Annotated in this window: 12 protein-coding genes, 1 pseudogene and 1 other annotated feature; of the genes and pseudogenes, 3 read left to right on the plus strand and 10 right to left on the minus strand. The window is 35.0% G+C overall.

Features of this window, described 5'->3' with window-relative positions; translation table 11 throughout:
• Positions 1–40 precede the first annotated feature (40 nt).
• Both CN692_RS19690 and CN692_RS19695 read left to right on the plus strand, forming a co-directional pair.
• Positions 41–802, plus strand: a complete 762-nt coding sequence (locus CN692_RS19690; RefSeq protein ID WP_373605049.1) for a sulfite exporter TauE/SafE family protein — start codon at positions 41–43, stop codon at positions 800–802.
• A 128-nt stretch (positions 803–930) separates the two neighbouring features.
• Positions 931–1,434: an immunoglobulin-like domain-containing protein gene (locus CN692_RS19695; protein WP_098120816.1), complete on the plus strand. Its 504-nt coding sequence runs from the start codon at positions 931–933 to the stop codon at positions 1,432–1,434.
• 106 nt (positions 1,435–1,540) lie between these two features.
• On the opposite strand, the gene leuD is transcribed toward CN692_RS19695, so the two are convergent.
• The 9 genes and pseudogenes from leuD to ilvE all read right to left on the minus strand — a co-directional run bounded on the left by leuD (position 1,541) and on the right by ilvE (position 11,872).
• Positions 1,541–2,116: a 3-isopropylmalate dehydratase small subunit gene (leuD, locus tag CN692_RS19700; RefSeq protein ID WP_098120817.1), complete on the minus strand. Its 576-nt coding sequence runs from the start codon at positions 2,114–2,116 to the stop codon at positions 1,541–1,543.
• Entirely contained in the window at positions 2,094–3,488 is a 1,395-nt protein-coding gene (gene leuC / locus CN692_RS19705) for a 3-isopropylmalate dehydratase large subunit (RefSeq protein WP_098120818.1), read from the minus strand. The genes leuD and leuC overlap by 23 nt, the downstream gene beginning before the upstream one ends.
• Entirely contained in the window at positions 3,485–4,552 is a 1,068-nt protein-coding gene (leuB, locus tag CN692_RS19710; RefSeq protein WP_098120819.1) for a 3-isopropylmalate dehydrogenase, read from the minus strand. The genes leuC and leuB overlap by 4 nt, the downstream gene beginning before the upstream one ends.
• Before the next feature lie 41 nt (positions 4,553–4,593).
• A pseudogene (locus CN692_RS19715) lies at positions 4,594–5,715 on the minus strand (2-isopropylmalate synthase); the annotation flags it as partial.
• 3 nt (positions 5,716–5,718) lie between these two features.
• The gene (ilvC, locus tag CN692_RS19720; RefSeq protein WP_098120821.1) at positions 5,719–6,729 is read right to left on the minus strand and encodes a ketol-acid reductoisomerase; all 1,011 of its coding nucleotides are present in this window, start codon (positions 6,727–6,729) and stop codon (positions 5,719–5,721) included.
• Between the two features lie 43 nt (positions 6,730–6,772).
• Complete coding sequence (gene ilvN, locus CN692_RS19725; RefSeq protein ID WP_098120822.1) at positions 6,773–7,288, minus strand: acetolactate synthase small subunit; 516 nt, start codon at positions 7,286–7,288, stop codon at positions 6,773–6,775.
• Positions 7,288–8,976 (minus strand): acetolactate synthase large subunit, encoded by a 1,689-nt coding sequence (gene ilvB, locus CN692_RS19730; protein ID WP_098120850.1) that lies wholly within the window; start codon positions 8,974–8,976, stop codon positions 7,288–7,290. The genes ilvN and ilvB overlap by 1 nt, the downstream gene beginning before the upstream one ends.
• Positions 8,977–9,075: 99 nt before the next feature.
• Positions 9,076–9,309, minus strand: a binding site (T-box leader).
• Positions 9,308–10,975, minus strand: a complete 1,668-nt coding sequence (gene ilvD, locus CN692_RS19735) for a dihydroxy-acid dehydratase (RefSeq protein ID WP_098120823.1) — start codon at positions 10,973–10,975, stop codon at positions 9,308–9,310. It overlaps the preceding feature by 2 nt.
• A 6-nt stretch (positions 10,976–10,981) precedes the next feature.
• A complete protein-coding gene (gene ilvE, locus CN692_RS19740; RefSeq protein WP_098120824.1) occupies positions 10,982–11,872 on the minus strand; it encodes a branched-chain-amino-acid transaminase in 891 nt (296 codons plus the stop codon).
• 262 nt (positions 11,873–12,134) lie between these two features.
• On the opposite strand from ilvE, the gene CN692_RS19745 reads away from it, so the two are divergent.
• The gene (locus CN692_RS19745; RefSeq protein WP_098120825.1) at positions 12,135–12,323 is read left to right on the plus strand and encodes a hypothetical protein; all 189 of its coding nucleotides are present in this window, start codon (positions 12,135–12,137) and stop codon (positions 12,321–12,323) included.
• Positions 12,324–12,521: 198 nt separating this feature from the next.
• Here CN692_RS19745 and CN692_RS19750 read toward each other — a convergent pair whose 3' ends face one another.
• Positions 12,522–14,051, minus strand: a complete 1,530-nt coding sequence (locus CN692_RS19750; protein ID WP_098120826.1) for an ABC transporter permease/substrate-binding protein — start codon at positions 14,049–14,051, stop codon at positions 12,522–12,524.
• Positions 14,052–14,069: the final 18 nt, after the last annotated feature.

A 14,069-nucleotide genomic window follows, 5' to 3' on the forward strand; every position in this document is an offset into this window, starting at 1 on the left:
TACTATTTCAGTAGTAACTAAAGTTGAAAGGTTGATAGAAATGCATTTAGACTCATCATTATTAATTATTTTAATTGTTTTTGGATTTTTAGCTTCATTTATTGACTCTGTTGTAGGAGGTGGTGGACTAATTACATTACCAACATTATTATTTACAGGGTTGAATCCCGCTGTGGCAGTAGCTACTAACAAATTAGCATCGACTATTGGCTCCTTAACAAGTACATTTATGTTTTATCGTTCAGGTAAGCTCGATCTAAAATCAGTGTTTAAATTTTTTCCCCTCACGTTTATTGGTTCATTATTAGGTGCATACACCGTTCATTTGCTAAATCCTGAATTGCTTAAGCCATTGATGCTAATCATGCTGGCAGTAGTAGCTATTTTTACTATTTTTAAGAAAGATTGGGGAAGCCTTTCATCTCCAAAAAAGTTGCCCACCTATCAGTTCATTATTTTTCTAGTTACCATATTTGCGATTGGCTTCTATGATGGATTCATTGGCCCTGGAACAGGATCATTTTTAATTTTCTCTTTTTTACTGATTGGTTTTGATTTTTTAAAGGCTGCTGGGAATGCAAAGTTTTTAAACTTCTGTAGTAATATCGCTGGTTTAATGATGTTTATGTTTTTAGGTCAAGTAAACTACACTTATGGAATAATTATGGGAATTGCACAAATTGCTGGTGCGATTTGCGGTTCAAAATTTGCGATAAAAAAAGGAAGTGGATACGTTCGTACACTGTTTATTTCAGTGACATGTTTATTGTTAGCGAAGAATGTTTATGATTATTTTCAATAAGCTTACTACCCGCAATTGGTATTATATTTTATTTATACTAATAGAAAGGTGATTCATTCGTCTGCATTAACTTATAAAAAGGAACTTCTTCTATTCTGTTGAATTTTCTTTTAAGAGGTGAAAATGAAATGAAAAAAGGCTTATTTCTCAGTGTTTTTGTATTATTATGTTTACTGACCGCTTGTTCAACGAATTCAAATGAACATGTCTTTAGTCGGCAAATTTATCTATCTTTTGTTGGTTCGCCGCATAATACGATTCCAGACACAGTTCATGATGGTACAATTCAAGTATCAATGAATCTTGATGGACAATATTACTCGAAAGGCACTAAAACCATTAAACTGTCTATAGCCAATAATGGAGAACAGCTATTTTATGGAACACCGTATTCGATCGAGCGATTTGATGAAAAAACAGAAACGTGGAAAGAGGTACCCTTTCGAAAAGATTCCCAGTTTAAGCAAATTGGTCTGGTTATTAACCAATCAGAAATAAAAGATGAAACGATTACAATTAGTTCAGCACGTCTTTCAAAACTACTTGAACCAGGTTTTTATCGAGTGATCAAGTCGTTTTCACTAAATGCAGACAAATACGTTAAACTATCTTCTATTTTTCAAATAATTTAATAGGCGTTTGAAACCTTACATATTCTAATCATTCATTCAAAACATGGATGTGGAAATAAAAAAAGAAGTGTCTTATAAATTCACATATAAGACACTTCTTTTTTATTTATGCATTTAACTTTTCGTATTTTCCTATCTCATTTTCATATTTCATCGTAATGGCAATATCATCTAAACCATTTAGTAATTTCTCTTTCCAAACTGGATCGATTGAAAATTCATAGTTTCCAAATATTGTTTTTACTTCTTGTTTTTCTAAGTCTACTTCAATTTCTTGCGTTCCATTTAATGTGGATAATTGAGCGCGAATCTCATCATTTAAGACGATTGGCAACATGCCATTTTTGATACAGTTATTGTAAAAGATATCTGCGAAGCTACCCGCAATAACAATGGTAAAGCCATAATCATTTAATGCCCAAGGTGCGTGTTCCCTGGACGAGCCGCAACCAAAATTATTTCCACTGATTAAGATAGAAGCGTTTTTTCGCTCTTCGTAATTTAAAGCAAATGTTTTATTTGGTGAGCGATCGTCATGATATCGCCATTCATCAAATAAGAATTCTCCAAAACCAGTTCGCTCGATTCGTTTTAAATATTGTTTTGGAATAATTTGGTCTGTGTCGATATTGTCTAACATGATTGATACTGTTGTACCTTTATGCGTACGTAACGGTTTCATTTGCTTGCTCCTTTCGAATGTCAATAAAATGACCATGAACTGCAGCAGCCGCTGCCATTACTGGACTTACTAGATGTGTTCGTGCTCCCTTACCTTGTCTTCCTTCAAAGTTTCGATTAGATGTAGATGCACAATGTTCTCCAGCTGGTACTTGATCCGGATTCATTGCTAGGCACATCGAACAACCGGCTTCTCTCCATTCAAATCCTGCTTCAATAAATATTTTATGTAGTCCTTTTTCCATTGCTAGATTTCGGACTTTTTTAGAGCCTGGAACAACTAATGCTCGCACGTCTGATTTTACTTTCTTCCCTTTAAGATAATTTGCTGCTTCCTCTAAATCTGATAATCTAGAATTTGTACAAGAACCGATAAATACATGTTGGACAGGAATTTCGTTAGGTGTAATTTCAGGTTTTAATCCCATATATTCATAGGCACGTTCGTAGTTTTCATCTTTAGCTTTTGGAAGAACTTCGTCAATTCTTACGCCCATTCCAGGATTTGTTCCCCAAGTTACATATGGTGCAAGTGTTGTCACGTCAACTTCGATTGACTTGTCATATACTGCGCCTTCTTCTGTATATAATTTCTTCCATTCTATCAATTTTTGATCATATGAATTTACTGTAAATTTTCGACCTTTTAAATAATCAAATGTTTTTTGGTCAGGTGCAATCAATCCTGCTTTAGCTCCACCTTCAATCGCCATATTGCAAAGTGTCATACGTTCTTCCATTGTCATATTGCTAACTGCCTCACCGTAAAACTCAATGACATGACCTGTTCCCATTGAAACACCGTAAGTTGCTAATAAATGCAGAATGATATCTTTTGCATATACACCTTTTGGCAGCTTACCATCAAGTTTTACACCCATTGATTTCGGTTTAACTTGCCATAATGTTTGTGTTGCTAATACGTGTTCAACTTCACTTGTTCCTATTCCAAATGCTAATGCTCCAAATGCACCATGTGTAGATGTATGACTATCTCCACAAACAATTGTTTTTCCGGGTTGTGTTAAACCTAGCTCAGGACCAATTACATGGACAATACCTTGTTCTTCATCAGTTATATCGGCTAAAGGAATATTGAATTCATGACAATTATTTCTTAACGTATCCATCTGTTGTTTTGCGATTAAATCTGTAATCACTAATTGATTTACGGTAGGGACATTATGATCCATTGTCGCAAAAGTTAATTCTGGTCTTCTTACATTCCGATTAGATAATCTTAATCCTTCAAATGCTTGTGGTGAAGTTACTTCATGAACTAAATGTAAATCGATATACAAAAGCTGAGGTTTACCTACTTCACCAGTTACGACATGATTTTGCCAAAGCTTATCAAACAATGTTTGTTTCATCGAATTGTACCTCCAACCGTTTGAAATTGTAACTCTTTTAATACTTGATCAGTAAATTCAGTCGTTGAACTTTTTCCGCCTAAGTCACCTGTTAAGTTGCCGTTATTTATTGTATTAACAATCGCATTTTCAATAGAATTTGCTTCATCGACTAAATTAAAATCACGTAGCATCATCGCAACAGACCTTAACATCGCAATAGGATTCGCTTTATTTTGTCCTGCTATATCTGGAGCAGAGCCATGAATAGGTTCATACAATGAAGGTCCATTTCCTGACTTACTTGTCGAAGGTAGCATACCTAGTGAACCTGTAATCATGGAAGCTTCATCACTTAAAATATCACCAAATAAATTTTCAGTAACGATTACATCAAATCTTCTTGGGTTTCTAATTAATTCCATTGCAGCTGCATCGACAAGAATATGCTCAACTTCCACTTCTGGGTAATTTGAACTTAATTCATTGACAATTTTTCTCCAAAGCTTACTAGATTCTAATACATTTGCTTTATCAACTGATGTAAGTTTTCCTTTTCTCGTTTTTGCTAATTCAAACCCATAAGTTACAATTCGTTCAATTTCCGCTCTAGTATAGGAAAGTGTATCTGTCGCTTCATTTTCATTATGAAAACGTGGTTCTGAGAAATAAATTCCGCCTGTCAATTCACGAACAACAACAAAGCTTACATTTCTAACTTGTTCTGATTTTAAAGGCGAATGATTGACTAACTCATCGTATACATCGACTGGACGAATGTTAGCATATAAATTAAGTGACTTTCTTAATCGTAATAAACCACTCTCCGGCCGTTCAACACCTTGATCCCATTTCGGTCCACCAACTGCCGCTAATAACACGGCATCCGAATTTAAACAATTTTCTAATGTTTCTTTCGGTAAAGAAGTACCTGTTTCATCAATAGCATGACCACCAAATAAATTTGTAGAAAAAGTAAAGTTATGTTGATATGATTGTGCAATTTGTTCTAAAACTTGCACAGCTGAACTCATAATTTCTGGTCCGATTCCGTCTCCTGGAAGACATGCGATATTTAATTTCATTTTAGAACCTCCTTTTCGCTCCACTTACTAATAATGTTTAATAAATCTGCATCTGTAATGTCTTTCTTTGTATCTGTTAAAGTCTTAAATTGACTAAAAGCCTCGTTAATAATTTCTTTTGAAAAGTCAAATCCAAGTTCTTTTAGTTTGTCGGAAAAAGCATGACGGCCTGAGTGCTTACCTAATACTAATGAATTAGTAGAAAGCCCAATTAATGATGGCGGAATAATTTCATATGTTGTAGGCTCTTTTAAAACGCCATCTTGATGAATTCCTGATTCATGAGCGAATGCATTTGTACCAACAATCGCTTTATTCTTCTGGACAACCATACCGGTTAGACGACTAACAAGTTCACTTGTTTTCGTAATTTCATGTAATCGTAAATTCGTATTTTTACGATATACATCTTCTCTAATATGTAGTGCAACTGCAATTTCTTCTAGTGCTGCATTCCCTGCTCTTTCGCCAATTCCATTAACTGTACACTCTACTTGATTTGCTCCAGCCTGTATTGCTGCTAATGAGTTTGCTACTGCCATACCTAGATCATCATGACAATGACAAGAAAAAATCGCTTTATGGTAAGAAGGAACATGTTCTTGTAAATATTTAAATAAATCGTAGTATTCAGTAGGACTTGTATACCCTACTGTATCAGGTATATTGATAACATCTGCACCGGCTTTAATCGCAGTCTCTGCAAATTCTGCAAGAAATGCCCGATCAGTGCGACATGCATCTTCAGCTGAAATTTGTACTTTTGGAAAAAAAGATTTAGCTAATGAAACACAATGTTTAGCAGTTTCCAAAACTTCTAATCTCGTCATATTTAACTTGTATTTCATATGGATATCACTTGTCGCTAAGAAAATATGAAGTCTCGGTTCTGCTGCATTTTTTAACGCATCCCATGCTGTTTTAATATCTGAATCTTTTGCGCGAGAAAGGCTAGAGACAGAGACAGAACGAATCTGTCTCGCAATCTCTTGAACACCTAAAAAGTCACCTTCTGAGGAAGCGGCAAAACCAGCTTCAATGATATCAACACCTAAAGACTCTAGTTGTCTTGCAATTTCGAGTTTTTCAAATCGATTTAAATTAACCCCTGGAGATTGTTCGCCATCACGTAATGTTGTATCAAGAAACTGAATTTTACTCATTTTTTATTTCACCTCGACCTTTTCTTTTCTTTGGATAAATGGCATCATTGCACGAAGTTTTTCGCCTACTTCTTCTAATTGATGTTGTTTTTCACTTTCGTTAATTTCATTGAATACAGGACGACCATTTTTATTTTCGTTAATCCAGCCTTTTGCAAATGTACCATCTTGAATTTCTGCTAAAATATCTTTCATCGCTAATTTTGATTCATTAGCAACGACTCTTGGACCAGAAACGAAATCGCCCCACTGAGCAGTATCAGAGATCGAATATCTCATGTAGCTCATTCCACCTTCGTACATTAAATCAACGATCAGCTTTAATTCATGTAAACATTCAAAATATGCTACTTCTGGTTGGTATCCTGCTTCTACTAACGTTTCAAATCCTGATTTTACTAATGATGTTACACCACCACATAATACCGCTTGCTCTCCAAATAGATCTGTTTCAGTTTCTTCTTTAAATGTTGTTTCAAGTACTCCTGCTCTTGTAGAACCAATTCCTTCAGCGTAAGAAAGAGCTACGTTTTTTGCTTCACCAGTTACATCTTGGTATACAGCAAATAATGCTGGAACTGCTGCACCATCTACAAAAGTACGTCTTACAAGATGTCCTGGTCCTTTTGGAGCTACTAAAAATACATCTACATTTGCTGGAGGAACAATTTGATCAAAATGAACATTAAATCCGTGTGCAAACGCAAGCGCATTACCATTTTCTAAGTAAGGTTCGATTTCATTTTTATATACATTTGGTTGATGCTCATCTGGTAATAAAATCATTACTACATCTGCCGCCTTTGAAGCCTCTGCAACAGTAGTTACGTGTAAACCATCACCTGCAGCTGCATCCCATGATTTTCCAGGTCGACAACCAACTACAACCTTATGTCCATTGTCATGTAGATTTAAAGCGTGTGCGTGACCTTGTGATCCATACCCAATTACTGCAATCGTTTTCCCTACTAATACGTTTTCCAACACATCTGTACCATAATAAACTTTAGCCATTTTTAAATTCCTCCAATTTTTTTGTTTGTTTTATTTTTTTATTTTAATAAGAGAGTAGCTTTTGAGCATGCTCCTTATGTTTAGCAGATCTAGTAAATGCAGTTACACCTGTACGAGCTATTTCTTTTAGTTCGAAAGGTCTTAATAATTCAATCAAAGCCTCAACTTTATCAGAGGTACCAGTTACTTGAACGACAATCTGATCTCGACTTACATCAATAACGGATGCTCGAAATGGTTCAATTAAGCTGTAAATTTCATTTCTAGTAGTAGCATTTGTACTTACTTTTATTAATGCTAGTTCTCTAGCAATAACTGAATCTTCAGTTATATCAGCTACTTTTATGACATCAATTTGCTTATGAAGCTGTTTAATCAATTGTTCAACTTGTTGAAGATCATCTACATGAACGACAAACGTAATTCTCGAAATATGATCTTGTTCTGTATGACCTACAGAAATACTTTCAATATTAAATCGCCTTCTGGAAATAACCCCTGTAATTCTATTAAGTACGCCACTGTTATTTAATACAGTCGATGTAATGACTCGTTTCATTATTTCACCCCTTCCATTTCGTGAATCCCTTTACCTGGTGGAACCATTGGTGTAACGATTTCAGCTTGATGTACTCTACAATCAATTAATACTGGTCCATCAAATTCAATAGCTTCTCTTAATTGATTTTCAACTAAATTTGGATCTGATATCGTTATTCCTTTAATGCCATATGCTTCTGCAAGTTTAGTAAAACTAGGTTGGCAGTCTAATAGAGAACTAGAGAAGCGGTCATTATAAAACGCTGATTGCCACTGTCTTACCATTCCTAGAGCAGCATTGTTTAAAATTAAAATTTTGACTGGTAAATTATGTTCCTTAATCATGCTCATTTCTTGCAATGTCATTTGAAATCCAGCATCACCAACGATTGCTACAACTAGTTCATCGGGTTTTGCAAATTGTGCACCAATTGCTGAAGGTAATCCAAATCCCATCGTTCCAAGTCCACCAGATGTGATCCATTTATGTGGTTCTTTAAATGGATAATACTGAGCAGCCCACATTTGATGTTGACCTACATCTGTAGAAATAGTAGCTTTCCCCTTTGTAATTGAGTGGAGTAAAGTTAAGACCGTTTGTGGTTTAATCACCTCACTACTTGCTTCATACTGTAAAGGAAAGTCTTCTTTACGATTTTTAAGGATCTCAAGCCATTCACTATGATTCTGTTTATCTACCTCTTGTTTTAACAAAACCTTTAGTACTTCTTTAGCACAACCAACGATTGGAATATTTGTTGGAATAACCTTGTTTATTTCCGCTGGATCGATATCGATATGTGCTACGACTGCATTTTTAGCAAAGTGTACTAAATTGCCCGTTAATCGATCATCAAATCTTGCTCCAATATTAATAAGCAAATCACTTTCGTACATTGCCATATTTGCTGTATAAGTACCGTGCATCCCACCCATTCCAAGGAATAATTCCTCATTTGCTGGAAATCCACCTAAGCCTAACAATGTATTAACTACTGGGAGATTAAACTTTTTTATAAATTCAGTAAACTCTTCTGCCGCTTTTGCATGTAAAATGCCTGCACCTGCTAAGACAACTGGTTTTTTTGCTTTTTCAATCGCTGCTACGAGCTTTGTAATTTGAATAAAATTTGGTTCATATGTCGGTTGATAACCTGGTAATTGAACTTCTACTTCGTCTTTTTTCACTCCTTTTTCAGCCATCATATTTTTAGGTAGATCAATTACAACTGGACCTTGTCGGCCGGTTGAAGCAATATGAAATGCTTCTTTTACGATTTGTGGAACATCTTCTACATTTCGAACTTGGTAGTTGTGTTTTGTAACTGGCATTGTTATTCCAATAACATCTGCTTCTTGAAAGGCATCAGTACCAATTACATTTGTAGCAACCTGGCCAGTGAAAACAACTAAAGGTAGGGAATCCATCATCGCATCTGCTAGACCTGTTACCACATTTGTTGCCCCAGGACCACTCGTAGCAATTACTACACCTGGTCGACCAGTTACTCTTGCATATCCTTCTGCCGCATGGATTGCACCCTGTTCATGTCTTGATAGAATGTGGGGAATATCAGCATCATAAAGTGCATCATATAATGGTAATACTGCCCCTCCAGGGTAACCAAAAATCATTTCAACATTTTCTTCTTTCAAAGCATCAATTAATAAATTTGCACCTGACTTCTGTTTTGACAGAGTTCTCATCGAATGATGACTCATTTCTAAATTTCCCTCCATTTTCGGATAAAATTTATCCATTTATTCGCAATAAAAAAAGCCATGACTCCACACTTCAGCAGATGCTGAAGGGGCGAAAGACTTTTCGCGGTACCACCCTTCTTCTTAGGTTAATAACCTAACTTTGGGATTTTGGATAACCAAAATCTAGCTATAACGTCGCCAACGTTCAGGCCTACAAATAATTTTTCAGCCTGACACTCAAGAGTGAGTTTCATTAATCAAGGCCATCGGTTCACACCATCCACCGACTCTCTGAAGATCCTTTTCATAACTACTTTTCTCTTTCAATGCTTTTTCATATTTTTAAAATTCCACCTGTATTAGCAGAAGTAACTAATTTTGCATATCTTGCTAAATAACCTGTTTTTACTTTCGGTTCATGCAATTCAACTGATTGTTTTCGAGTTTCTAAAACTTCATTTGAAACTGATAATGTAATACTTCTTGATAAAAGATCGATAATAATTTCATCACCGTCTTCAATATATGCGATTGGTCCACCTTCAGCTGCCTCTGGAGAAATATGTCCTATCGCAATTCCTCGGGTAGCACCTGAAAAACGACCATCTGTAATTAAAGCAACCTTTGTTCCTAGTCCTCTACCAACAATTGATGATGTTGGTGCGAGCATTTCAGGCATTCCAGGTCCTCCTTTTGGACCTTCATATCGAATTACAACGACATGCCCTTCTTTTACGAGCCCTCCATCAATTGCTTCAACCGCTTCATCATGTGAGTTAAAACAAATTGCTTCGCCTATAAATGTTTGAATTGAAGGGTCAACAGCACCTACTTTAATAACTGATCCATCTGGCGCAAGATTACCATGTAATATTGATAATCCTCCTGTCTCAGAATAAGGATTTTCTTTTTTACGAATTACTTCACTATTTGAGATTGTAGCTTCTTGCACATTCTCGAATAAAGTTTTTCCTGTAATCGTAATGCGATCACTATTAATTGCTCCTGGTATTGTAGTAAGTTCTTTAATTATTGCTGGAACTCCGCCTGCTAAATGCACATCATGCATTGAGTAATGCGAAGCGGGACTAATTTTTGATAAGTAAGGTACTCTTCTCGCTACGTCATTAATATCTTTTAAGTCGTATTCAATTCCTGCTTCGTTTGCAATTGCCATTAAGTGTAAAACTGTGTTTGTCGAACCACCCATTGCCATATCTAATGCAAACGCGTCATCAATTGCCTCTTTTGTAATAATGTCTCTTGGCTTAATATCTTTTTCAATACAGTCCATTAAATGATTGGCTGCATCACGAATTAATTTATGTCTGTCTTTACTAGTTGCAAGGATTGTTCCGTTGTATGGTAGTGCTACACCAAGCATTTCCATAATGCAATTCATTGAATTTGCAGTAAACATTCCTGAACATGATCCACATGTTGGACATGCCGATTTTTCAATATCGAGTAATTCTTCAACACTCATTTTTCCTGATTTAAAAGCTCCAACCCCTTCAAATACTGAAACAAGAGATAAAGCCTTTCCGTCTTTAGAAAGCCCACCAGCCATTGGTCCACCAGATACGAAAACCGCTGGTACATTTGTACGAACAGATGCCATCAGCATACCCGGTGTGATTTTATCACAATTTGGCATATAGAATACTCCATCAAACCAATGTGCATTAACGACTGTTTCAGCAGCATCAGCAATAATTTCCCTACTAGGGAGAGAGTACCTCATTCCAATATGCCCCATTGCGATTCCATCATCGACACCAATCGTATTAAACTCAAATGGTACTCCACCTGCATCTCGAATCGCTTGTTTTACTACATCGGCCATTTCTCTTAAATGAATATGACCTGGTACTATATCAATATATGAATTACAAACTGCAATAAACGGTTTATGAAAATCTTCTTCTTTGACGCCTGCCGCTAATAATAAACTACGATGCGGCGCTCGATCGATTCCTTTTTTTATCATGTCACTTCGCACAATTCATCACCCTTGTTTTACGTAAATTTTTTCTCCGTCTTCTACTACTAATTGACGAAATGCTTGTAATAAACGCTGTGTATTTGGACCAGGTTTACCATTACCAATCACTCGACCATCTACTTTAGATACACCAATTACTTCGGCTGCTGTTCCTGTTAAGAAAACTTCATCTGCAATATAAACATCATGTCTAGTAAATAATTTTTCTTCTACCTCATAACCTAATGTGTCGCCTAGTTCCATAATTGCATTTCTTGTAATTCCTTCTAATGCACCTGCTGAACTTGGTGGAGTTATTAACCTATTTCCTTTTACTAAGAAAACATTATCTCCTGACCCTTCAGCTACGAAGCCTTGATCATTTAGCATTAGCGCTTCTTGAACACCTGCTAATTTAGCTTCAATTTTTACTAATATATTATTTAAGTAATTTAAAGACTTAATTTGTGGATTTAATACATCACTTCGATTTCTTCTCGTTGCTACTGTTACAATTTCCATCCCATTGTCATATAGTTCTTGTGGAAAAAGTGCTAGTTGTTCTGCAATGACAACTACATTTGCTCTTAAACATGAAGCTGGATCTAATCCTAAATTTCCTTCACCTCTTGAGACTACGAGTCGAATATAACCACTATGTAAGTTATTACGATTGACTGTTTCAACAACAATTTGAGTTAATTCTTCCAAAGAATAAGGAATCGTTAATAAAATTGATTTTGCTGATTCGTATAATCGAATTAGATGTTCTTTTAAGCGAAATACATTACCTTCATATACGCGAATTCCTTCGAATACTCCATCTCCATATAGATATCCATGATCATATACAGAAACTTTAGCATCCTGCTTTTGAACGAATTCACCATTTAGAAAAATCTGCTGGGCTGTCACGGTTAATCCTCCTCAAGAGTTAAAATATTTGTACTTACTTTATTCCAATCTCAGAAATTAATCAACAAGTTTTTAGAAAATTTAAAATTCACAATTTATTCAAAAACAGTTTAAATATTGATAAATCAACAATGAAAACCTTTACATTTTTTCAAAATAATTTTTCGACAAAATTTTTCACTTGAAACATTTTTTCAAAAGGATTATCATATGGTTAATTTAAACAGAATTTTCTGTAAATTAAAAATCGGAGGCGAGTAAAATGGCTACTTTACAAATTAATGGAACTGTTAACGAAATCAATGAAGTGTTGAAGGTAATGAGTAATCATTTTGACATTCAGATTAGAGACGAAAAATCCGATCAGGAGTATTCAGTCGATTTCTTAAACGAAGAATGGGAAAATGATTCTTTTGTAAGCGAGATGTTAACTGGAGCTTATAACGATTAAACAGCAATTATTTTATCGTATAATAAAAAAATGAGGGATCCCAAAAATTAAGGGAACCCTCTTTTTTATTAGTTTAAAAGAAATAGAAACTAATAGTACATTTGAACTATCTGAATAATAGAAAACTAACTTTCTCCATTCAAAAAAGGGAACCCTCATAGATCAGTTCCGCTGACTTATGAGAATCCCCATCTAAAATCATTTTTTCAACAAGCCTTCATCCTTCAAAAACTCCTTGGCAACATTTTCAGCAGACTTTCCTTCAACATTTACTTTGTAATTCATTGCTCTCATTTCATCATCTGTTATTTTATTGTTTAATTTATTTAGTATTTTTTCCACTTTAGGATATTTTTCAAGTGTTTCTTGTCTTAAGAGTGGAGCACATTGATATGGTGGAAATAAGTTTTTATCATCTTCTAACACTTTCATGTTATAACTTTGAAGTTCACTATCAGTAGAATACGCGTCGATTATTGAAAGATCACCTCTCTGTATGGCCTCATATCTTAATTTTGGCTCCATCGTTTTTAAATTTTGAAACTTCAGTCCATATAGTTTTTGCAAACCTAAATATCCATCTTCACGATCTGTAAATTCTAAAGTGAACCCTGCCTTTAATTGATTTTCAACTCGGGTTGCATCTGATATCGTTTTAATACCCAATTGTTTTGAAATGTTTTCTGGTACTGCTAATGCATATGTGTCATTAAATTTCATAGGTTCTAAATAAGTTAAATTATACTTTTTCGCTAAACCTTTGGCAGCTTGTTCATACACTGCTTTTGCATCATTACTTACGGCCTTTTCTTTTAAAAATGTAGAAACGACAGTACCTGTGTATTCTGGATAAATATCAATATCGCCTTTTTTTAATGCATTAAAAACAAATGTCGTTTTACCAAAATTAGGCTTAACTTCAACATTTAAATTTGTTTCGTTCTCAATCATTAATTTATACATATTCATAATAATTTCTGGTTCAGCACCTAATTTCCCAGCGATAACAAGATCTGTTTTATTCCAAGATTTAATGGTTAATGGGGAAAATAATAATGCTAATAAAATAAAGCAAATCGTAATTATTCTCAAAGAAAAACTCTTAAAACTCGATTTCTCAATTAATCTTAAAATAAAATCAAATAAAATTGCTAAAAGTGCTGATGGAATTGCCCCTAAAATAATTAGATTCATATCATTTCGGTCAATTCCAAGTAATATTAAGCTTCCTAAGCCCCCAGCTCCAATTAGTGCTGCGATTGTGGCAGTTCCAATAATAATTACCATTGCAGTACGAATTCCTGCCATCATAACTGGCAAAGCTAACGGTAATTCTACTTTAAAAAGCCTCTGCCTACTATTCATTCCCAATCCGGTAGCTGCTTCTAATAAAATTGGATCAATCTCCTTAATACCGGTATATGTATTTCTCAAGATCGGCAATAATGCATATACACTTAACGCGATTACCGCTGGAATTTTTCCAATACCGACTAATGGAATTAATATGCCTAACAATGCCAACGAAGGGATTGTTTGGATAACCGCTGTAGTTCCGATTACAAATTCTGCGAGACCCTTTTTCTTCGTTAAGTAAATTCCAATCGGTACAGCTAAAAGAATTGCAATGATTAAAGCAAATACTGAAATTTGAATATGCTCTAACAAAGCTGTTAATAATTGTTCTTTTCTATTTGCAAGAGTCGTTGTAAATGAAGAGAGAATCATCTTAAATCCCCTCCTTCA

Source organism: Bacillus sp. AFS002410 (assembly GCF_002556365.1).
Taxonomy (GTDB): Bacteria; Bacillota; Bacilli; order Bacillales; family Bacillaceae_G; genus Gottfriedia.

What these genes read in the sequence shown, in the direction of transcription:
- CN692_RS19690 (WP_373605049.1), top strand. Translation starts at nt 41, where the DNA reads ATGCATTTAGACTCATCATTATTAATTATTTTAATTGTTTTTGGATTT.
- CN692_RS19695 (WP_098120816.1), top strand. Translation starts at nt 931, where the DNA reads ATGAAAAAAGGCTTATTTCTCAGTGTTTTTGTATTATTATGTTTACTG.
- leuD (WP_098120817.1), bottom strand. Translation starts at nt 2,116, where the DNA reads ATGAAACCGTTACGTACGCATAAAGGTACAACAGTATCAATCATGTTA.
- leuC (WP_098120818.1), bottom strand. Translation starts at nt 3,488, where the DNA reads ATGAAACAAACATTGTTTGATAAGCTTTGGCAAAATCATGTCGTAACT.
- leuB (WP_098120819.1), bottom strand. Translation starts at nt 4,552, where the DNA reads ATGAAATTAAATATCGCATGTCTTCCAGGAGACGGAATCGGACCAGAA.
- ilvC (WP_098120821.1), bottom strand. Translation starts at nt 6,729, where the DNA reads ATGGCTAAAGTTTATTATGGTACAGATGTGTTGGAAAACGTATTAGTA.
- ilvN (WP_098120822.1), bottom strand. Translation starts at nt 7,288, where the DNA reads ATGAAACGAGTCATTACATCGACTGTATTAAATAACAGTGGCGTACTT.
- ilvB (WP_098120850.1), bottom strand. Translation starts at nt 8,976, where the DNA reads ATGAGAACTCTGTCAAAACAGAAGTCAGGTGCAAATTTATTAATTGAT.
- CN692_RS19745 (WP_098120825.1), top strand. Translation starts at nt 12,135, where the DNA reads ATGGCTACTTTACAAATTAATGGAACTGTTAACGAAATCAATGAAGTG.
- CN692_RS19750 (WP_098120826.1), bottom strand. Translation starts at nt 14,051, where the DNA reads ATGATTCTCTCTTCATTTACAACGACTCTTGCAAATAGAAAAGAACAA.